At 67.9% G+C, this 21,348-nt stretch carries 17 protein-coding genes and 1 pseudogene; all 18 read right to left on the bottom strand.

The genetic code is table 11. The annotated features are described in order from the left end of the window. Positions 1-522: pseudogene (locus tag FMQ63_RS06195) on the bottom strand (OmpA family protein); the annotation flags it as partial. Between the two features lie 245 nt (positions 523-767). Beyond that, positions 768-1,574: an LpxI family protein gene (locus FMQ63_RS06190; protein ID WP_011554710.1), complete on the bottom strand. Its 807-nt coding sequence runs from the start codon at positions 1,572-1,574 to the stop codon at positions 768-770. 28 nt (positions 1,575-1,602) lie between these two features. Further along, complete coding sequence (gene lpxA / locus FMQ63_RS06185; protein WP_011554711.1) at positions 1,603-2,379, bottom strand: acyl-ACP--UDP-N-acetylglucosamine O-acyltransferase; 777 nt, start codon at positions 2,377-2,379, stop codon at positions 1,603-1,605. 29 nt (positions 2,380-2,408) lie between these two features. Next, on the bottom strand, positions 2,409-2,870 hold the full coding sequence (fabZ, locus tag FMQ63_RS06180) for a 3-hydroxyacyl-ACP dehydratase FabZ (RefSeq protein WP_011554712.1): 462 nt from the start codon (positions 2,868-2,870) through the stop codon (positions 2,409-2,411). Then, complete coding sequence (gene lpxD, locus FMQ63_RS06175) at positions 2,870-3,919, bottom strand: UDP-3-O-(3-hydroxymyristoyl)glucosamine N-acyltransferase (protein WP_043612861.1); 1,050 nt, start codon at positions 3,917-3,919, stop codon at positions 2,870-2,872. The genes fabZ and lpxD overlap by 1 nt, the downstream gene beginning before the upstream one ends. 31 nt (positions 3,920-3,950) lie before the next feature. Further along, entirely contained in the window at positions 3,951-4,505 is a 555-nt protein-coding gene (locus tag FMQ63_RS06170; RefSeq protein WP_026114175.1) for an OmpH family outer membrane protein, read from the bottom strand. Between the two features lie 107 nt (positions 4,506-4,612). After that, positions 4,613-7,015, bottom strand: coding sequence for an outer membrane protein assembly factor BamA (gene bamA / locus FMQ63_RS06165; RefSeq protein WP_225909983.1), 2,403 nt, complete (start codon positions 7,013-7,015; stop codon positions 4,613-4,615). 130 nt (positions 7,016-7,145) lie between these two features. Then, entirely contained in the window at positions 7,146-7,820 is a 675-nt protein-coding gene (locus FMQ63_RS06160; RefSeq protein WP_011554716.1) for an ABC transporter ATP-binding protein, read from the bottom strand. Positions 7,821-7,822: 2 nt separating this feature from the next. Then, complete coding sequence (locus FMQ63_RS06155) at positions 7,823-10,192, bottom strand: ABC transporter permease (protein ID WP_011554717.1); 2,370 nt, start codon at positions 10,190-10,192, stop codon at positions 7,823-7,825. Between the two features lie 12 nt (positions 10,193-10,204). Next, positions 10,205-11,758, bottom strand: coding sequence for a lysine--tRNA ligase (gene lysS / locus FMQ63_RS06150; protein ID WP_011554718.1), 1,554 nt, complete (start codon positions 11,756-11,758; stop codon positions 10,205-10,207). A gap of 74 nt (positions 11,759-11,832) precedes the next feature. Then, the gene (locus FMQ63_RS06145; protein ID WP_086009338.1) at positions 11,833-12,174 is read right to left on the bottom strand and encodes an anti-sigma factor; all 342 of its coding nucleotides are present in this window, start codon (positions 12,172-12,174) and stop codon (positions 11,833-11,835) included. A gap of 38 nt (positions 12,175-12,212) precedes the next feature. Continuing rightward, positions 12,213-12,839, bottom strand: a complete 627-nt coding sequence (locus tag FMQ63_RS06140) for an RNA polymerase sigma factor (protein ID WP_011554720.1) — start codon at positions 12,837-12,839, stop codon at positions 12,213-12,215. A 140-nt stretch (positions 12,840-12,979) separates the two neighbouring features. Then, positions 12,980-14,102, bottom strand: a protein-coding gene (gene prfB / locus FMQ63_RS06135) for a peptide chain release factor 2 (RefSeq protein ID WP_011554721.1) whose coding sequence is annotated in 2 segments (ribosomal slippage) — positions 12,980-14,032 and positions 14,034-14,102 — 1,122 coding nt in all. Because the reading frame shifts where the segments join, the coding sequence is not laid out codon by codon here. 18 nt (positions 14,103-14,120) lie between these two features. Further along, a complete protein-coding gene (locus FMQ63_RS06130) occupies positions 14,121-15,443 on the bottom strand; it encodes a DUF4105 domain-containing protein (RefSeq protein WP_020478486.1) in 1,323 nt (440 codons plus the stop codon). A 99-nt stretch (positions 15,444-15,542) separates the two neighbouring features. After that, on the bottom strand, positions 15,543-16,427 hold the full coding sequence (ybeY, locus tag FMQ63_RS06125) for an rRNA maturation RNase YbeY (protein ID WP_011554723.1): 885 nt from the start codon (positions 16,425-16,427) through the stop codon (positions 15,543-15,545). After that, a complete protein-coding gene (locus tag FMQ63_RS06120) occupies positions 16,424-18,925 on the bottom strand; it encodes an HD family phosphohydrolase (protein ID WP_171452213.1) in 2,502 nt (833 codons plus the stop codon). The genes ybeY and FMQ63_RS06120 overlap by 4 nt, the downstream gene beginning before the upstream one ends. Before the next feature lie 133 nt (positions 18,926-19,058). Then, positions 19,059-20,144, bottom strand: coding sequence for a PhoH family protein (locus FMQ63_RS06115; protein WP_011554725.1), 1,086 nt, complete (start codon positions 20,142-20,144; stop codon positions 19,059-19,061). An 87-nt stretch (positions 20,145-20,231) separates the two neighbouring features. Next, positions 20,232-21,347: a DUF4388 domain-containing protein gene (locus tag FMQ63_RS06110; RefSeq protein WP_011554726.1), complete on the bottom strand. Its 1,116-nt coding sequence runs from the start codon at positions 21,345-21,347 to the stop codon at positions 20,232-20,234. Between the last annotated feature and the right edge of the window lies 1 nt (position 21,348).

Here is a 21,348-nt window from a genome sequence, read left to right as displayed (position 1 = left end):
CGTCAGCTCCAGTGGCGTCCCCCCCGCCTCCCCCTTGAATGGCACCTCGCCCTCGAAGGCCTTCTTCCCGGTGTCCATCAACACCGTCAACTCCGCGCGCTTCGCGGGCCGGGACAGGACGAAGCGCAGCCGGCGCGCGGCCACGTCCACGTCCTCCTTGCGGACGTCCAGCTTCAGCGTGCCGTAGAGCTCCGTGTCGAAAGACAACGGCATCACGCCGGATTCCGCATCCGGGAAGCGCACCGTGAGCGCTCCCTCGTAGCGGAAGCGGCCTTCCGGCTGATTCAGCTCGATGCGGCGCGTGAGGCCCGGACTCCCGCCGCCCTTCACCTCCACGTCCTGGCCGTCGCTGCGCTTCAGCTTCACCTCGAAGCCCGCGATGGGCTCCTCGATGTGGACCAGCAGCGCCGGGAGCTTCTCCCCCAGCACGGCGCGCCCCTCCAGGGAGACTCGAACGGCGTCCGCGAGCACCGGCATCGGCGAAGACAGGACAAAGGCGAGGAGCAGCAGGCGGGCGTTCATGGCGCGGTGTAGGCCTCGGGTGTCACGGGCCGCGACCAACCGCGGCACGTGTGGATGGACTGCTCCGCGAGGGTAGGACGAGGTGGCGTGCAGGGAAACGCTCCCCGTGGGGGACGTTGGAGGTGCAACGGTATTCAATCGCCCCCCATCCCAGGGGAGCCCGGACAGGGGAACGAGGCCCTGCTGGTCGCAGTCCGTCCCACACCTGAACGGGCAGGTCCCGCTCCGTCACCCGCCGCCGGGGCTCAGGGCACGCCGACGATGGTGATGCCCCTGGACTCGGCGCCCGCGAAGAGGGCCGGGGCGTCCAGCAGCACCGTGCGTCCCACCTCGAGCGCCAGCACGCGCGCGCCCACCTCCTGCATGACTTCCAGCGTGTGAGGGCCCACGGCCGGCAGGTCGAAGCGGAGGTCCTGCTGCGGCTTGCAGCGCTTCACCACCACGGCGCCTGAATTGCCACCCAGCCTGCCGCCCCGGAGAATGGCCTCGTCCGTGCCCTCCACCGCCTCCAGCGCCAGGACGTGGCCGTTGTGCACCACCACTGTCTGCCCCACGTCCGCCTGGCCCAGCAGCATGGCGACCTCGCGGCCCAGGGCCACGTCCTTCTCCTGCGCCGGGTGCAGCCGAGGCCCCGCGAGGTGGCCCTCCGGGCACAGCACCTCACCCAGGAAGTCCGTGGGAGCGATGATGGTGACGCCGCGCGACTCGAAGTCCGAGGCCACCGCGCGCAGCAGCGCATCATCCCGGAAGCTTCGCAGCCGGGAGATGATGCGCACCGCGCCCAGGTCCGGCCGGGCTTCCGCCAGCGCCCGCACGCGGCCGATGCCGCCCGCCATGACCGCCTGCTTCACGCCCGCTTCCCGGAAGGCCTTCTGGATGCGGTCCACCTGACCGACACGCACCCACGTCAGCCGGTCCACCTCCGCCGCCAACGCCGGGTCCGTCTCTCCCCGGTGCGCCACGGCCACGACTTCCAGGCCCTTCTTCCTCGCGGCGCGCGCGAAGAGAAAAGGCAGCCGACCATTGCCCGCGATGAGGCCAATCCGATCCACCGCCGATTCCCCTCCGTCGCTCACGGCGTCAGCGCGTGAGGCCGCGCTTGCTCTGCTGGATGAACTGGATGAGGTGGTCCACCTCGGAGTGGCCCGCCAGCTCCGCGCGCAGCCGCACCATGGCCTCCTGGAGCGTCAGCTTCGAGCGGAACAGGATGCGGTGCGCTTCCTTCACCCGCTCGATCTGCTCCTTGGAGAAACCGCTGCGCTCCAGGCCCACCGTGTTGAGGCCCACCAGCTCCGCCCGGTCTCCCTGGGCGGTGGCGTACGGCGGGATGTCCATGGTCACCATGGCGCCGCCGGAGATGAAGGCGTGCTTGCCCAGGCGGGTGAACTGATGCACCGCCGCAAGGCCGCTGATGATGACGTGGTCCTCCATCGTCACGTGGCCCGCGAGCGCGGAGCCATTGCCGATGCGGCAGCCATTGCCCACCACGCAGTCATGCGCGACGTGACAGTTGGCCATGAAGAGGTTGCCACTGCCAACGCGGGTCGCGCCGCCACCACCGGCGGTGCCCTTGTGCAGCGACACGAACTCGCGAATCTGGTTGTCGTCGCCGAGCACCAGCTCCGTGTCCTCGCCCGCGTACTTGAGGTCTTGCGGGTCGGCGCCAACGGAGGCGAACTGGAAGATGCGATTGCGCTCGCCCAGCGTCGTGCGGCCTTCGATGACGACGTGGGGCCCCACGCGGGAGCCTGCACCAATCGTTACCTGGGGACCGATGATGGAATAGGGGCCGACCTCGACGGTTTCGTGAAGGCGGGCGTCGGGATGAACCACCGCGGTGGGATGAACCTGAGCCATGAAGTCTCCTCGTGCTCGCGGGGCGCGAATCAGGATGCCGCGCTCTCAGCCGCGTCGGCGTCCTTGTCCACGACGGTTGCCAGGAACTCGCCTTCGGCGACACGCGCGCCGTCGACCGTCGCCAGGCCCTTCGTCTTCCAGACAGCGCCCTTGTGACGCACCACCTCGATCTCCAACTGGAGGCGATCCCCCGGCAACACCGGCTTGCGGAAGCGCGCGCCGTCCACGCCCATCAGGTACGTGAGCTTGCGCGACGGATCCATGTTCTCGCTCTTGTAGGCGAGGATGGCCGTCGCCTGCGCCAGCGCCTCCAGGATGAGCACACCCGGCATCACCGGGTGACCGGGGAAGTGCCCGTTGAAGAAGGGCTCGTTGATGGTGACGTTCTTGTAGGCCGTCAGCTTCTGGCCCGGGATGATCTCCACCACCCGGTCCACCAGCAGGAACGGGTACCGATGCGGCAGCAGATTGAGAATCTCTCCGATGTCCATCACGGCCCCTTTTCCTTCTCCAGCGTCTCCACCCGGCGCCGCAGGGCGCGCACTTCCTTGAGCAGGTCCGCCATCTGGCCCGCCGCGGCGCTGGCCCGCAGCCACTCTCGGTGGGGAACGGCGGGGCTACCGCTCACCACCTGGCCGTCCGGCACGTCGTGCGCGACGCCGGACTGCGCGCCCACCTTGGCCAGGTCACCGACGCGGATGTGCCCCACCACGCCAACCTGCCCCGCGAGCACCACGCCCGTCCCAACCTCCGCCGAGCCGGACACACCGGCCTGAGCGCAGATGAGGGACAGCGGGCCCACTCGCACGTTGTGGGCAATCTGCACCAGGTTGTCGAGTTTCGCGCCGCGCCCCACCACGGTCTCGCCCACCGTCGCGCGGTCGATGCAGGTGCACGCCCCTACCTCGACGTCGTCCTCGATGCGGACGATGCCGACCTGGGGAATCTTGAAGTGCTCCGGCCCCGCCTCGCCTTCCGGGTTGAAGGCGAAGCCGAAGCCGTCCGCGCCCACCACGCTGGAAGCGTGGAGGATGACGCGCGCGCCCACGATGCAGCGCTCGCGCACCGTGACGTTGGGGTACAGGACGCAGTCCTCCCCCACCTCGGCCTGTTCGCCCACGTAGGCGCCCGGGTACAGCACCGTGCGCGCGCCCACCCGTCCGCCCCGGTCCACCGACGCGCCGGGCAGCAGCACGGCCTCCGGATGGACGGTGGCCTCGGGATGGACCCAGGCGCCGGGCCTCACGCCCGCGGCGGGACGCTCTGGCGCATGGAACAGGCGCAGCAGCTTCGCGTACGCCAGATGCGGGTTGGCCACCCGGACCAGCGCCACGCCCTCGCGGGGGGGCACGTCGGCGCCCACCAGCACCGCCGAGGCACGGGTGGCCTCGAACTGGCGCCGATAGCGCGGGTTTCCGTAGAAAGACACGTCTCCCGGGCCGGCTTCTTCAAGCCCGTTGAGTCCGTGAATGAGCTGTGAGGGGTCACCGAGGAGCTCTCCACCCACGTGGGCGGCGAGTTCCCCGAGCTGGCGGGGCATGGGAGCGGTCTGCACGAGTTGGGAGTGACGGCTACTTCTTCGTCGGGGCGTCCTTCGCCGCCGTCTTCTTCGAGCTGTTGTACGCCCGGATGACCTCGTTGGAGATGTCGTGCTGCGAGCGGGCGTAGACGATGCCGGAGTCGCGGCGCTCGAGGACGAAGCCCAGGTCATCGCGCTCGGCGATGGTGTTGATGATGGAGTCGATCTTGTCGATGATCGGCTTCATCTCCTGCTGCTCCTTGTTGGCGGCCTCGGCGCGGCTCTTCTCCCACTTCTGGGCGAGCAACATCACCTTGCGCTGGAGCTCGGCCTCCTTCTGGGCCTTGCTCTCCGCGCTCATGGCGCTGGCCTGCTTGTCGAGCGTCTCCTTCTCGGCGCGGAGCGCGTTCTGCTCCTTGTCGATTTCCTTCTGGCGGTCGTCGAGCCACTTCTGGAGACGGGACTTGGCGGCCTTTCCGTCATCCACCTCCAGCATGACTTTCTGGAGGTCCACGTAGGCGACCTTCAGCTCGGCGGCCGAGGCGGCCACCGGGAGGGCGAGCGACAGAGCGGCGGCCGTGGCCGCGATGGTGGTGCGAAGCGACATGTTCAGCAACTCCTCAGGAAGGGTACAAGCTCCGACGTACGCCTATCGGGCATCTTCAATTCCCTCCGCCCGTGGGCGCGGACGCCGGACGACGGGCCAAGGGCTTATCAGAAGAAGTTGCCGATAGTGAACTCGAACAGAATGTTGTCGTCCTCCGGCCGCTTGGTGAGCGGGATGCCCCACTCGAAGCGCAGGGGGCCAATGGGCGAGAACCAGCGGAATCCAAAGCCGGCGGCATGGAAGAGACCGGCCGGCAGCCGGTCCTGGCGGTCCTCGAAGAAGCGCTCATTCGCCGCGAAGGCGTTACCCGCGTCGTAGAAGACGACGCCGCGCAGGCCGGCCTTCTCGAAGATGGGGAACTCCAGCTCGAAGTTGAAGATGAGCTGCTTGTTACCGCCGACCCGGAAATCGGTGACGGTCGCGTCCGGACTGCCGGAGCGGGGAACCTTCACGGACGGGCTGATGCTGCGCAGGAAGTACCCGCGGACGCTGTTGATGCCGCCCACGTAGTAGAGCTCGGAGATGGGCAGCGGCTTGTTCTGGTCCAGTTGCTGGATGTAGCCAATGGTGGCGTTCGTCTTGAAGACGAAGCCCAGCGGCATGGGGAAGTACAGCCGCGAGTAGGCCGTGTACCGGTTGTAGAGGAACGTACCGCCCAGGAAGTCCGGGGCGAGCTCCACCGAGCCGTAGTGGATGAAGCCACGCGACGGGAACAGGCGGTTGTCGCGCCGGTCGAACGACAGCGACAGGCGGGCCGCGCTGGTCGTTCCGGACAGGAACTGGTTGGCCAGCAGCACCGCGCCCAGGTTCTGCCCGGCCTCCACGTTGACCCACTCACGCGAGTAACCAATGGTGCCCAGCAGGTCGTCGATGAACTGGTAGCCGATGGACACCGTGCCACCGGTCGAATTGCGGATGAAGCCTTCGTAGTCCGCCTGGATGCGGAAGAACTCCGCCGACAGCAGGTAGCGCGTGTCCAGGAAGTACGGGTCGTAGAAGGACAGCTGCACCAGGGAGCGCAGACCGGAAATCTGCGCGGACGCGGAGACGCTCTGGCCCCAGCCCAGGAAGTTGTTCTGGGCGATCTGCGCCGTGAAGATGAAGTTCTCCACGTTGGAGAAGCCCAGGCCGACCTGGAACGTACCGGTGGCCTTCTCCTTCACCTCCACCTGGAGGACGATGGTGTCGTCCGCCGAGCCGGGGCGCTGGGTGATTTCCACTGTCTCGAAGAAGCCCAGCGCGGTGACGCGCTCGCGGCTGCGGCGCACACCGGTGCCGCTGTAGAGCTCTCCTTCGTAGACGCGCAGCTCGCGGCGGATGACCTTGTCACGCGTCTTGCTGTTGCCCACCACGTCGATGCGCTCGATGGTGACCTGGGGCCCCTTCTGCACGTCGAAGGTCAGGTCCACCGTGCGGTTGTCCGCGTTGACGCTGGTGATGGGGTTGATGTTCGCGTAGGCGTAGCCGCGGTCGTAGTAGACGTCCGAGACGGAGAGGATGTCCTGCGACAGCTGCGAGCGGTTGAAGCGCCCGCCGGTGGCGGACTTCATCATCGACGCCATCTGCTCCTTGGTGACGTCGTCGAGCAGGTCCCCGGAGAAGTCGATCTTCCCGATGTCGTACGGCTCGCCCTCCGTCACGCGGAGGGTGATGAAGATGAAGCGCTTGTCCGCGGAGAGCTGGACGGTGGGCTTGTCCACCCGGACGTTGATGAAGCCCTTGTCGTAGTAGGCGATCTGGATGACGGCCAGGTCGCGCTGGAAGGCCTCCTCGCGGTAGGTGCCCTCACCGGTGAAGAAGGAGAGGAACCCGCCCTCGCGGGTGATCATCGTCTCCTTCAGCTCCGAGGCGGACAGCTTCTCCGCCCCGAGGATGGTGATCTGCTTCACCATCACCTTGGCGCGCTCGTTGATGTTGAACACCACATCCACGTTGGCGCCGCCCTCGACGGGCTTGAGCTGGTGGCTGACCTCGGCGAGGAAGTAGCCCTTCTCCACGTACTTCGCCTGGATCTTCTGCACGCTGGAGCGCACCAGCTCCATGTCCAGGATGGTGGAGGGCTTGACGTCAATCTCCTCCTTCAGGTCGTCCTTGCTCAGCTCCTCGTTGCCGACGAGCTGGACGAGCCGGACGGTGGGGCGCTCCTCCACGCGCACCACGTAGGCGACGCCGCGGGCCAGCCGCTGGACGAGCAGCTCCACGTCCTGGAAGTAGCCCAGCGCCCACACCGCCCGGAGGTCCTGGGCGGTGCGCGTGGGGCTCAGTTCGTCCCCCACACGGGTGCGGAGGGCGCGGCGGATGGCTTCGGCCTCAACGCGCCGGTTGCCTTCGACGCGGACCTCCACCACCCGGCGGGCATCCTCCGGCGACACCGGGGCGTCATCGGGGAGCGCGGGCTCGGAGGCCACGTCGGCAGGAGCAGCGGGAGCGGTCACCTCGGGCACGGCAGAAGGCGCGGCGGCGCCCTCATCCTCTTGCGCCAGCACGGAGCCGGGCACGAGGGACCACATGGCGACCGCCAGCAGCGGGAGCAGTGACTTGCGCGACAGAACGGGGTGCCTCAAGGGGAGACCGGCCAGGAAAAGGCGGGGCAATCTACGGGAAGGCCCAGCAGGGCCTCAATGCAAAATTGCCAGGACATCACGCCTCCGACACCTCGCCCCCTGCCAACCTGAGGCGGCGGGGCATGGAGCGGGCAAGCGTCTCGTTGTGGGTGACGACCACGGCGGTGATGCCTTGCTCGCGGTTGACCTCCCGCAGGAGCTGGTGGATGCCCTCGCCCGTCGCCGGGTCGAGGTTGCCGGTGGGCTCGTCCGCCAGCAACACCGCGGGCTTGAGCACCAGGGCGCGCGCCAGGGCCACGCGCTGGGCCTCACCACCCGACAATTCCCCTGGACGGTGGTCCACGCGGTGTCCCAGTCCCACCCGCTCCAGCAGTTCACGGGCGTAGGCGTAGGCGGCGGTGCGGTCCTGTCGCCGGATGAGGGCGGGCATGGCTACGTTCTCCAGGGCGGTGAACTCCGGCAAGAGGAAGTGGCTCTGGAAGACGAAGCCGATGGTCTGGTTCCGGAACTCGGCGATCTCCGCGTCGTTCATGGAGAACACCGAGCGGTCCTCGAACATCACCTCGCCGGCGGCCGGGGCATCCAGTGTGCCCAGGACGTGCAGGAAGGTGCTCTTCCCCGCCCCGGACGCGCCCACCAGCGAGACGAGCTCTCCCCGCTGGATGTCCAGCGAGACGCCTCGAAGGATGTCGATGCGCTTGCCGTGCAGGAAGTAGCTCTTGAAGACGTTGCGGATGGACAAGAGCGCCATGGCTACTCCGCCTTGAGGCCTTCCACCGGCTCCACACTGCTGGCCTTGAGGGCCGGGTAGATGGAGGCGAGGTAGGTGACGAGCACCGCGATGACGACGGCCAGCACGGTCTGCACCGGCTCGACGCGCACCGGCACCGCCGGGATGTAATAGACGTCCGGGTCCAGCTTGATGCCGACCTTCTCGATGAAGACGCACCAGGACAGGCCGGAAATCAGACCGAGGAAGCCGCCCGCGACGCCAATCTGCAGGCCCTCCGCGAGGAATATCTTCACGATGCCGCCATCGGGGACCCCCAGTGCCTTGAGGACGGAAATCTCCTTCCGCTTCTCCAGCACCAGCATGATGACGGTAGCGACGATGAGGCCCGCGGCCACGATGATGATGATGGAGAGGATGATGCCCATCACCAGCTTCTCCAGGCGCAGCGCGGAGAAGAGGTTCTTGTTCATCTCTCCCCAGTCGCGTGCCCGGTAGGGATAGCCGCCCAGCACCTTCACCACCTGCGAGGCGATGCGCCGCGCATCGTCGATGTCCGCCACCTTCAGTTCGATGCCCGTGGCCCCCTTCACGTCGAAGAAGTCCTGGGCCTCGTTGAGGAGGATGTAGACGAACTTGGAGTCGTACTCGTACATGCCCGAGTAGAAGATGGCCGCCACGCGGAAGGCGCGGCTCTTCGGAATCGGGCCGGACGGCCCCAGCTCGGTGCCCAGCGGGGAGACGACGTTCACCCGGTCTCCCACCACCACGCGCAGCGACGCCGCCAGCTCACGGCCAATGACGATGCCCGGCAGCACCGGCGCCTTCTTGGGCGTCCCGGAGCGGCGGATGATGTCGTCCTCCTCGACCCCACTCTCCTCCGCGGGCTCCTCGTCCGGCAGGCCGCGGTGGACGATCTTCTCCGGCGTATAGAGGATGTCGAGCGAGCCGCCACCGAGGATGTTCTTGGGCAGGTCCGTCACCTCGCCCACCGTGCCCGGGTCGATGCCCTTGATGATGACGCCGTCCACGTTGCCCTCGGACGCAATCATCACCTGGTTGATGATGAAGGGCGTCTGTCCCACGACACCGGGCACCTTGCGGACGGACTCCATGACCTTGGCGTACTCGGGCAGGTCGCCCGCGTACTTGGACACCACGGCGTGCGCGTTGGTGCCCAGGATTTTCTGCTGCAGGTCGGCCTCGAAGCCGCTCATCACCGACAGGACGATGATGAGCGCCATCACCCCCACGCCCACGCCGCCCACGGACAGGGCGGTCATCATCATGGTGGGCGACTGCTCCCGAAGCTTGAGGCGGTTGAGGTCGGAGGCGGCCGCCAACGGGTCCTTCAGGCCCAGCTCGCGAATGCGGGTGCGCTCCACGGCCGCTTCCGCCGAGCGAATGATGAAGTAGATGAGCAGCGGGGGGATGATGCCGAGCATCAGCACCGCCAGCGTCCCCAGCAGCAGCGACGGCCGGAACACCGCCACGTGCCGGCGCGCGACAAAGAGCTCGAACCCCAGCTTCAGGTCCACCCGGCCGCTGCCGGCGGCGATGAAGCCGGTGTTGATGCCCAGCACCAGCGCCAGCACCAGGAAGGTGAAGACGAGCCAGTACCCCAGCTCCGGGCGGCCAATCAGCCCCGCGACGTACGTCACCTCGCGCAGCCGGTAGCCCAGCGCGAGCTGCAGCCCGGGCAGCCGCTCCATCAACGTGAGGATGATGGGGATGGGCAGGCCCAGGTACAGCACGCCGATGGTGGCCTCGGGCAGCGACAGCCGCTGCGCGCGCGACGCGCCGATGAAGCCGGAGATGAAGGCCACCATGCCACCCGCGAGCAGCGCGATGGCGAAGGCCCCGGTGGGCGGCAGCGACAAACCGCCGCTGGCGCCCTTCCCCGCCGAGCCCAGCTCCGTGGCGGACACGCCGCTGGACAGCACCGTCTGCAGGAGGACGAGGACCACCTCCGCCAGCAGCATGCCGCCGCCGTAGGCGCCCAGGGTGCTCCAGTAGAAGTCCCGGTAGCGCGCCAGGCGCGGGTACAGCGTGGCGCCCGCAGCCGGGCTGGGCCCTTCGGTGGGCTCCGGCGCGCGGCGGATGCCGGCGGCGATGAGCGCCCACCCCGCGAGCCAGACGACGGAGCCCGCGACGAGGAGGCCCGTGTTGGGCACCGTCGCGACGGGCTGCTCGGACACGAGCAGCAGCGCGTTGAGGGCCTGGACCAGCCCGCCCCACCCCAGCAGGGACAGCCCCAGGGAGGAGCTGGTCTCCAGCCAAGCTTGAGAGGACGTGAGCGCCACCCCGAGCAGGCTGAAGCCCACCAGGGCGACCAGCGCCCCAATCCAGATGAAGGTCCAGCGATGGACGGTCTGCCGTTCGGCGGAGTGCACGCGGCCTCCTGGCTACTTCGCCAGTGGCTTGAGGAGGGGAAACAGGATGACGTCCCGGATGCTCTGCGAATCCGTGAACAGCATGGCGAGCCGATCAATCCCGATGCCTTCACCGGCGGTGGGCGGCATGCCGTGCTCGAGGGCCCGGATGTAGTCCTCGTCGTAGTCCATGGTCTCCTGCTGGCCCCGCTGCTTCGCGTCCAGCTGAGCCTGGAAGCGGCCCTTCTGGTCCAGCGGGTCGTTCAGCTCGGAGAAGGCGTTCGCGATTTCGCGGCCCGCCACGTACAGCTCGAAGCGGTCCGTCACGTCCGGGTTCTGGTCATTGCGCCGGGCCAGCGGCGAGACGGCGGTGGGGAAATGGGTGATGAAGGTGGGATGGATGAGCGTGTGCTCGACGTGGTGCTCGAAGAGCGCGCCCACCAGCTCACCGTGGTTCATCGTGTCGATGGCCCGCCGCTCGGCCTCCGAGTGGCTCGTCTTGAGCAGTTCGTGGCGCAGCCGGTCCGCGTCCGCCATGTCCTTGTCGGACAGGCCGCTCACCACCTCGCGGATGGCCTCCGTCATGGAGATGCGCTTCCAGCCCTTGCCGAAGTCGAGCACGTGGTCGCCGTACTTCACCTTCGTGTCGCCGGTGACGGCCTTGGCGGCCTCCGAAATCATCTCCTCGGAGAGGTCCATCAGGTCCTCGTACGTGGCGTACGCCTGATAGAACTCCAGCATCGTGAATTCCGGGTTGTGCCGGGTGCTGATGCCTTCATTGCGGAAGTTGCGGTTGACCTCGTAGACGCGCTCCAGGCCGCCCACCACCAGGCGCTTGAGATACAGCTCCGGGGCGATGCGCATGTACAGGTCAATGTCGAGCGCGTTGTGGTGCGTGGTGAAGGGCCGCGCCGCCGCGCCGGACACGAGCGGGTGCATCATCGGCGTTTCGACCTCGACGAAGTCACGCGTGTCGAGGAAGTTCCGGATGAAGCGGATGAGCTTGTTGCGCCGGAGGAAGGTCTGCTTCACGTCCGGGTTGGACACGAGGTCCAGGTACCGCTGACGGTAGCGGACCTCCACGTCCGTCAGGCCGTGCCACTTCTCCGGCAGGGGGCGCAGGGACTTGGTGAGCGGGGTGAACTTCGTGGCGGAGAGCGTGAGCTCGCCCGTCTTCGAACGGAACACCGGACCGGTGGCGGCCAGGAAGTCGCCCAAGTCACAGAGCTTGAAGGTCTCATAGGAGTCCCCCAAGGCGTCCTTCTTCATGTGGACCTGGATTTCGCCCGAGCGGTCGCGCAGCTTGATGAAGGCGGCCTTGCCGAAGGAGCGCATGGCCACGACGCGGCCGGCGACGTCATAGGGCGGAGGCGCGGCCTGCTCGATTTCCTCGGCGGACTGAGCGGCGTGCTTCTCGTGGATTTCGGCGGCCTGGTGCTGGGGACGGTAGCCGTTGCCGTACGGATTGAAGCCGGCCTCGCGCCACTTCGCGGCCTTCTCCAGCCGCTGGTCGTAGATTTCCTGTTCCTTCGTCCCGAGGTCGCCCTCGCCCGCACTCTTCTCGCTCTTGTTTTCGGTCTCGGCCATGACGCGCTTTCCCAAAGGCGCGGCACCGTAGCCAAGCCTCCCCCGGGAAGCAACGCAACACAGCGGATGGCCGCTCAGGGAGCGACCATCACCAGGAAGGCGGCCACGGCGGCCGCCAGCAACAGCGGGATGAGGACCTCCACCGGGAGCCGGTAGTTCATATGCAGGGTGTGCAGGCCCCGCAGACCGAAGCGGCGCTTGCGGCGCACACGGTTCATCACCAGGGAGGCGAGCGCGGGTGGGGCCTTCTCACGCTCCACGCGCTGGAGCCGCTGCACCGTGCTGGAATAGCGCTGCCAGCCCTGGCGGCAGTCGTCGCAGCCGTCCAGGTGGGTGCGAACCTCCTGCGCCTTGGGGGCGGGAAGCTCGTCGTCGGCGAGCGCGAGGAACAGGGCCCTCGCCTCGCGATGGTTCATCCGCGGTTCCACGTCCCGCAGTCTGCGATGAATGCCGTTCATGGCTCAAGCCGCCCCAGGAGGTCCGCCAGCTTTTCCCGGGCCCGGTGGAGCCGGCTCTTCACCGTGCCCTCCGGTAGCTCGGTGATGTCGATGATTTCGTCGTAGCTGAGGCCTTCGATGTCGCGCAGCGCCACCAGCATGCGTGCGTCCGGCTCCAGTTGGGAGATGGCCCACTGCACCCGGGCGCGCTCACGCGCGGATTCCAGGGCCGCATCCGGGCCGGGCGCGGTGCCCCCACCTTCGGAGAGCAGGGCCGCGGCCTCGTCGAACACTTCGGAGCGGCCCCGGCCCCGGCGCTTCAGGTACTTGAGCCGGTTGATGCAGTGGTTGCGGGTGATGCGGAACAGCCAGGTGGACAGCTTCGAGTCCTCGCGGAAGCGGCGGACGTTCTGGTGCACGCTGACGAAGATTTCCTGCACCAGGTCGTGAGCTTCCTCACGGTCTCCCACCATGCGGACGCAGAAATCGTAGAGCCGGTCCTGGTGGGTGCGCACCAGCAGCTCGAAGGCGTCCGGCTCCCCCCGGCGCAGCCGGGCCAGCAGCGCCGCGTCCTGACGGCGCGACTCGGGCGCGTCCGCGGCGGCCTCTTCCTGTCCGATTTCGAGCACGCCGCCCGATGACACGCGTGTCCTCCCGCGACAGCCCCTCCGCAGGAGGTGCCACCGTCCCTCAGCCTACCTTGGTCCCCTGCCCCGCGGCCCTCGGACAGCAGGGCCGCGGAAAAGGTTCCGGGCGAAGGCGAGGAAATGGTGAGGCCCGGCGCCTAGTCCGCGCCCGCGCTGCGGTTGGGGTTCTTCACGCCCAGCAGTTGGGAGGTGACGAACTCCTCCAGGTCCCCATCCAGCACGGCGTCCACGTTGCCCGTCTCGATGCCGGTGCGCAGGTCCTTGACCATGCGGTACGGCGCCAGGACGTAGGAGCGGATCTGCGAGCCGAAGGAGATGTCCTTCTTCTGCGCCTCGGCGGCGTCGCGCGCGGCCTCGCGCTTCTTCATCTCCAGTTCGTACAGGCGGCCCCGCAGAATCTTGAAGGCCATGTCCTTGTTGGCCGACTGCGAGCGCTCCGTCTGGCAGGTGATGATGATGCCGGTGGGCAGGTGGCGCAGCTGCGCGGTGGACGACGTCTTGTTCACCTTCTGGCCGCCCGCGCCGCCGCCGCGGATGAACTTCAAATCGATGTCCTTCTCCGGGATGTCGATCTGGATGGTGTCATCCACCTCTGGATAGACGTCCACGGACGCGAAGGCCGTCTGCCGGCGCGCGTTGGCGTCGAAGGGCGAAATCCGCACCAGCCGGTGCACGCCGACTTCCGCCTTCAGGTAGCCGTAGGCGAAGTCACCTTCGATGCGCAGGGAGACGTTCTTGAAGCCCGCCTCTTCACCCGGCACCTCGTCGTTGATTTCGACCTTCCAGCCCTTGTTCTCGCAGTAGCGGGTGTACATGCGCAGGAGCATGGCCGCCCAGTCCATGGAGTCCGTGCCACCGGCGCCGGCGTTGATGTCCATGAAGCAGCTGCTGCGGTCCTGCTCGCCGGACAGCATGCGCGCCAGCTCCAGCTTGGCGACGTCACCCTCCAGCCCCGTGAGGGAGCCTTCCGCCTCCTGGGTGGTGGCCTCGTCGTTGGCCTCGACGGCCAGCTCGAAGAGCACCTGCGCGTCATCCAGGCCGCGCATCACCTTGTCGTAGGCGCCGACGCTGGCCTCCAGCGTGGACTTCTCCTTCAAGAGCGCCTGCGCCTTGGTGTTGTCGTCCCAGAAGGTGGGCAGCGTGGAGTCGCGTTCAATCAGCGCGATGCGGGACCGCTTGCGGTCGAGGTCAAAGATGCCCCCGGAGCGCCAACACACGCTCCCTGAGGCCGTTGATCTTCTCCATCGAATCGTTCGCCATGGCTTCTTTCCGTGTCCTCTAAGGAGTCTTCAGCGATGCGACGGCATCCCGCCGTCCGGCTGACGCGCGGTCCGCCCTGGGGAGGCGCGCCAGTACTCGGTCCAGACCGAATGCGCCCGCCATGCCCAGGGAGATGGGCAGGATGAGCGCGATGAGCCGCCAGTTGTCCTGGTCGAAGGGCGGCAACACCTTGAGCACCACGCCCAGCACCCCCAGGGCGGCCAGCAGCGTCCACACCTTGAACAGGCGCATGCGGGCCTTCTGGCTGCCCCACGTCAGCGCCACGCCGAAGGGCAGCGCCAGCAGCGTCAGCGGGTTGGCCAGGAAGAGATTCTCATTGCGGTGCGTCACCGTGTGGTCCGTCACCAACCCCATGATGAACAGCGCGGTGCCCGGCAACCCGAGCGCCAGCCCCACCACGGCGTTCTCCAGCCCGAGCAGCAGGCGGGCCACGCGGCTGCCCCGCTGGCGCTCCCACACCGCCAGCCCGACGGCCAGGCCGCCCAGGGCCAGGCCCAACGCGAGGATCCACGGGCCCCACGGGGGAGGCGCCGCCGGCGGACGCTGACGTCGGGAGGATTCGTAGTAGTTCCAGCTCTTCGCCGCGAGCGACGCCGTCTGCCCGTCCGCGCCCTTCACCTGGAGCGCCGCGACCTGAGTCTCCAGCTCATCCGGAAGGAAGGCCTCCTCCCACTTCGTGATGGGACGGTCGATCTCGTCGTTCATCATGAAGTCGAGCAGCACGCTCATGGGCGCGTTCACCGAGGTGTAGCGACGGGTGTGCTCGCGCAGCGTCATCCGCCCCGGTGCCCGGTCCGCCTCGCGGAGCTGGCCGCCCGTGGCCACATCAATCATGTCCCGCAGCCGCGTGACGCAGTTGTCGTTGTAGTGGTGGTACAGGTACTCGCGGTTCTCCGGGAGCACGTTCTCCGCCAGCCGCTTCGCCACGACGACGCGCTGCTCGGGCGTGAGGTTGAGCTCCTGCACGCGGACGTCGCGGTCCTCGGCCTGGTAGAAGCGGAAGGTGCCCCCCACCGACGACTGGCCCACCCAGAACTCCAGCCGGCCCATGGCGAAGCGCGCGAGCATGGCCTCGTCGAAGGAGAACATGCCGTAGTTGTAGAGGCGCGACATCTGCCGCCGCCGGTCCTCCACCACCAGCGAACCGTGGCCCCACCAGGACGGCACGTCATCCCCGGGACTGAACGTCACCAGGAGGATGGCCAGGTCCTCGCCCTGGCTTTCTCCCGTGCCCCACGGCGGCATGGAGGCCGCGCGCGCGGGCGCCGCCAGGAGCAGCAGGCCGAGCAGGCAGGAGGCGATGAGTGATGGGCGGAGCATGGCTTGGTCCAACACGCGGGAGGCCGCCTACCTATCACGCACGCCGCCCGGCTCAACGGGATGGATACTGGATTGTCCAGCGGGGAGCCGGCGGAGGGCCTACATGAGGCTGCGAGCGCGGCGGGCCTTGGCATCCACCTGGAGCGAGTCCGCCACCATGCCTCGCTCGCCCAGGAGCTGTTCCTCCAGGGCCGCCATGCGCTTGGCATCCCGGGGGCGCTCGTGGTCGTGCCCCAGCAGGTGGAGCAGGCCATGCGCCAGGTAGCGCGCCATCTCCGACTCCAGCGTGCGGCCGTACTCCTTGGCCTGGCGCTTCGCCGTGTCCAGGGAGATGACCACGTCCCCCAGCGGGCGCGGTCCAGGCGTGCCCTTGGGCAGGTCGCCCGCGGGGAAGCTCAGCACGTCCGTCGCCTTGTCCTTCTTGCGCCAGGTGCGGTTGAGCCGGCGGATGGCCCGGTCGTCCACCAGGGACAGGGACAGCTCCACGCCGGATAGCTCGAGCTGCACCAGGTACGCCCTGGCCCAGGTGGTCAGCAGGCGCGCGAAGTCCCGGCCCTGGCCATGCGCCACCTGGATGGTGACGTGGTTCTCCTGCACGCGAGGCTTGGGCGTCTCCATGTGCGCCAGCTCCGGGCGGAACGCGGGCGCGCACACCGACCAGTAGTCACACGCCCCCTGGCCGTCGTTGCGGTACACCACGCGCTTGCCGCGCGGCACCAGTCCGACCTCGCCCGCGGAGATGCGCTCGCGCCGCCCCTCCACCACGATGGTCAGCTCGCCCGTGAGGACGATGACGACCTCATCGAATTCGGGGCGCTGCGCGGGCTCCGACCACCCGGGGGGCGCCAGCATCCGCGCGACGGACGCGGAGTCCGTGCTGGTGGTGGCCGCGCCCACGAACTCCTCGATGCGCTTGCCGTCGTCACGGGGAATCAGCTTCCCCTTGCGCAATCTCACGCCATTGCCCCTTCGTGCTCCGCTCATGTGCCCCCCGCGGTCCGCGCCTTGTCCTTGCCTTCCGCGGGCCGAGGCACCGCGCCCGCCACCACCAACGGCGGCGCCTTGCCCCCACCCACGGCGCCCGCCGGGTAGGCCGGACGCGTGTGGTAGATACCCTCGAGCGTGTGCAGGAAGGACTGCGAGATGAGGTTGAGGTCCTTCAGCGTCAGGTCACACTCGTCGAGCTGACCCTCGGAGAAGATGAGGTTGATGATCTTCTGCACCTGCGCGAGGAGCTTGGGCGTGGTGGGGTCCGTCATGGAGCGCGTGGAGGCCTCCACCGCGTCGGCGATCATCACCAGCGCCGCCTCGCGGAACTGCGGCTTCGGCCCCGGGTAGCGGTAGATGCTCTCGTCGATGGGCGGAGCACCTTCCTTGCCCTCCTGCTCCTTCAAGGCCTTGTGGTAGAAGTACCCCACCGTGCGCGTGCCGTGGTGCTGCGGAATCGCATCCGCCACCAGCTTGGGCAGCCGGTACTGACGGGCCATCTCCAGGCCCTCCGTCACGTGGCGCTTGATGATGACCGCGCTCATCGCCGGCGCGAGCGCGTCATGGCGGTTCTCACCCTTCTGGTTCTCCCCGAAGTAGAGCGGATTCCGGCCCTTGCCGATGTCGTGGTAGTACGCACACGAGCGCGCCAGCAGCGGGTTGGCCCCAATCGTCTCCGCCGCGTTCTCCACCAGCGAGCCGATGATGATGGAGTGGTGGTACGTGCCGGGCGCCTGGACGATGAGCTCCTTGAGCGCCGGGTGGTTCAGGTTGGCCAGCTCCAGCAGCTTGATGTCTGACGCGTAGCCGAAGGTGGCCTCGATGAGTGGCGTGAGCGCCATCACCATCACCGGCACCGCCAGCGAAGAGCCCGCGAAGGCGCTCACCGCGGTGATGAGGGTGTCGGCCGACAGGCCCTTGCCTTCCACGAGGAAGAGGAAGAGCACCGCCACCAGATTCACCGCGCCCGTCACCAGACCCGCGCGGAAGATGCCCACGCGGTCCTTCGCCTTCACGATGCGGTCGGCCGCCACCAGCGAACCCACCAGCGTGAAGACGCCGAAGGCCAGCGAGTTGCCCAGCATCACTCCGGTGAGACAGGCGAAGACGAGCGCGAAGAAGAGCGCCAGCTCCTGCGTGAGGATGAAGCGCACCAGCATGGCGCCGGCCGCCACCGGGAAGGCGTAATAGAAGGCCTCGATGGGCAGCGCGGTGTAGCGGTCCTGCACCGCGTCCGCGATGGACACCCAGATTTGCAGCAGGCCCAATAGGCCCAGCAGCAGCAGTCCCAGCAGTACGCCGTCCTTGCGCGTGGGACGGAAGCGCCGGAACGCGGCGCGGCAGAAGAAGTACGTCGAGACGATGAGAAGGCCCACCAGGCCCGTGCCGCCCACCTGGAGCTGGACCAGGTCCAGCCGGTCCGTCTCCGCGCGCATGCCGCGCAGGATGACCAGGTGCGACTCATTGACCAGCTCACCGTCGCCAATGACGCGCTGGCCCTTCTTGATGGAGATGACGGCGTCCTTCACCGCCTGGGCCGCCTGGTTCCGGCGCGCGTCCGACTCCGCGATGTTGATGGTGAGGTTCGGCCGAACCAGCCGCTGGGCCAGCCGGAGGATGGCGCGGCGCTGAACGCCCGGCGCGTCCGGCATCAGGTTACCGGGCACCGAGGCGAAGCGCTCCATCTCCTGGTGCGCCTCGGGGACGTCCACCACCTGGGTGGAGCCCCCCGACAGGGACTCCTCGGCCTTGTTCACCACGTCGCGGACGGTGAGGCCCTGATGCGCCTCCCGCGCCAGCTCCTCCCGAGAGCCCGCCACATGGATCGCGCCGCGCTCGGAGCGATACGCCCGCTCCAGTACCAGCAGCGTGGCCGTCTCCGCCTCCTGCGAGAAGCGGGTGGCATAGAGCGCCTGGAAGTCCTCGGCCTCCAGCACGGCGTCGCGCTTGCCGAAGAAGCGCTCCTGGAGCTCCGCCCGCATCTTCTCGCGGGTGCTGCGCTCCAGCTCCAGCATCTCCGGGGACGCTGCGGGCTTGCGCCGGCGGGGCGTTTCGCGCTCCTCGGGTTCCGAATCGGACTGCGCCTCCGTGAGCTCGTCCAGATGCAGCCGCATGGACGCGAAGGCGGAACTTACCGTCGACCGCAGCTGCCCCAGGACGGCGGGGTTCAGGTCGTACACCGGTTTGACGGCCGCGCGCGCTTCCTGGCGCCGCTGCTGCGTCATGGCGCGGTGGACGATCTCGTAGTCCCGCGCGGCCTTGAAGCCGGCGGGCGAGCTGGCTCGGAACGGCTTGCCGAGGTTCTCCTCCGCCAGCGCCGGAATCTGCTGACTGTAGAGACCTGGTGAGATGACGAAGCCCGCGCCAATGGAGACGGCGAGCAGGAGAAGGACCTGGATGGCGCGCCGCCCCCAGACGCCGTTGTCCAGTCCGAGGCGTTCGGCGAGCGCGTCCAGTGGACTGCGCCCAGGGGGCTGCGTTTCCGGTTCGGCCATGGGGGTCCTCACCCTAGATAAGGCGTCGCGGATCCTTCAAGGACGCAGCGCCTGGGAATATTCACAAGGGTGGGATGGAGTACGCCCGCCCGGCAGGGTACGCTCGGGTGGGCGCAAGTAGGTATTGGCACCGTCACTCGACGGCAACGGGCTCGGTGGCGGTGGCCGGCGTCGCGGCGGGCGCATGGGCGGCAGCGGTTGCTGCTTCCCGGGCCGCCTGGGCTTCGCGCTGGGCGACGTCCGCCCGGTCGTAGGCGCGGATGACTTCCTGGACCAGGGGGTGGCGAACGACGTCCACCTCCGAGAACTCCGCGAAGTGAATGCCGTCGATGTTCTTCAGCACCGCGCGCGCATGGTTCAACCCGGACATCTTCCCCGTGGGCAGGTCCACCTGCGTCACGTCACCGGTGATGACGGCCTTGCTGTTGTAGCCCAGGCGCGTGAGGAACATCTTCATCTGTTCCACCGTCGTGTTCTGGGCTTCGTCCAGGATGACGAACGCGTCGTTGAGCGTGCGGCCACGCATGAAGGCCAGCGGGGCCACTTCCACCACGCCCTGCTCCAGCAGCTGCGCGGCGCGCTCGGCCGCCATCATGTCGTGCAGCGCGTCGTAGAGCGGCCGCAGGTAGGGATTCACCTTCTCCTGCAGGTCTCCTGGCAGGAAGCCCAGCTTCTCACCCGCCTCCACCGCGGGGCGCGCCAGGATGATGCGCTTGACCTTGCGCTCCTGGAGGAAGGCGACCGCCATGGCCATGGCGAGGTACGTCTTGCCCGTGCCCGCGGGGCCGATGCCGAAGACGATGTCGTGGGAGCGGATGGCGTCCACGTAGCGCTTCTGGTTGATGCTCTTGGGGGAGATCTGCCGGTTGCCGGAGCTCTTGAGCACCGGGCCCAGCATGACCTCCTGCAAGGACTCCGCGCCGCGGCCGAGCACCTTGATGCCCTGCTCCACGTCCTCCCGGTAGACGGGACGGCCGGCGCGGATCATCTCCTCCAGGTTCTCCAGGAGGCGGACGGAGAAGGCGACGGCGTCGGACGGGCCGGAGAGATGGAACTCGGTGCCGCGTTGTCCCACCCGGACTCCGAGGCGCCGCTCCATCAACTTGAGGTTTTCGTTCTGGTTGCCGCAGAGGGCCAGGGCGGTCGCGTTGTCACGAACGTCCACCTTGGCGGAGGCGGTAAGCACTTCGGGCGCTTCCAACGTGGCGGGATTTCGCAATGCGGATTCTTCCTCGGTCTATGTCGCTACGGCTGACACCAACGTAACGCCGCCCCCAGGGCCGCGAAAGACGACTTTGTGTCAGGACTAGCGCAAGGGTGGCAGGAGAATGAACTGCCGAGCGGCCAACCGCCGGTAATAGTACTCTTCCCGCCACGGGTATTTCAGTTCGCCCGGTTTCAACAGTCCAGCCTGCACCAAAGAATCCAGACGTTCGGGCAGCTCACCGCGTTCCAGGCGAAACACCTCGAGCGCGGCCTCGATGCGGACGCGCTGGGCCTGGGAAACATGACGTTGGGCCGCTGAGTCCGCAAATACCGCGGCAACGCCCGCTTCGTGGTCCGGGCGCAAGGCCCGGGGAACCACCAGCACCACCGCCGCTAGCACCCCCACGGTGGCGACGAGGCGCCCCAACGGACCCGCCACGCGCGCAAGCAGGCGCTGGTCCCCAGAAACGGGGGCCGGGGCGCCCTCCGGGAGTATCGGCCGGACGTACTCGCCCTTCACCAGGTTGTAGAGCGCCTTGCACGTCTCGAACTCGCCCAGGCAGGAGATATCCACCAGCTTGCGCAAATCCCTCCCGGGCGAGAGCTCATCGTAGATGCGCCGCTCCGAAGGACCGATGGCGCCCAGCTCCCCACCCTCTTCTCCGCGCGGCTGAGGCAGGGCCTTGATGCGCTCGAAGACCAGGTCGTCGCGGTGGATTTTCTGCCGGATGACCGGCCACTCATCCACCATCCGGAAGCCCTCCATGAGCACCGTCTCGGCGCGCAACGGATGGATGGCTTCCGCGTCCGGCTCCACCGGCTCCTGGATGAATTCGTAGGTGCCCGACTTCCAGGTGAAGAGACGGTAGAGGGTCTCCGTGGCCTGAAGCTGCATCATCGCCTGGAAGCGCTCGGCGGTGAGGGCCTGGCTGGAGACGAGCACGTCCCCCAGCCGCTTGAGCGTCCGGCGCTGCGTCTCCAGGGCCGCCTCGAGCTGCGTCTCGGTGATGAGCTCCGAGCGCACCAGCATGGCGCCGATGAGCTCCTTGCGCTTCCGGGTGACGCTCTCCGCCTTGATGATGTGGCCATCGTTGAAGCCGATGCGCACTTCCTGGTCCTTGGCGCGGACGTGGAGCGTGCCCGTCTTCTGCTGCTGCCCGATGAGCTGCAGGATGTCGCCAATACCAAAGTCCTTCAGGGTGCCTTGCAGGGACATC

This window comes from Myxococcus sp. CA005 (assembly GCF_006518205.1).
GTDB classification, from domain to species: Bacteria; Myxococcota; Myxococcia; order Myxococcales; family Myxococcaceae; genus Myxococcus; species Myxococcus xanthus.
This window is presented reverse-complemented; position numbering and strand designations above follow the sequence as displayed.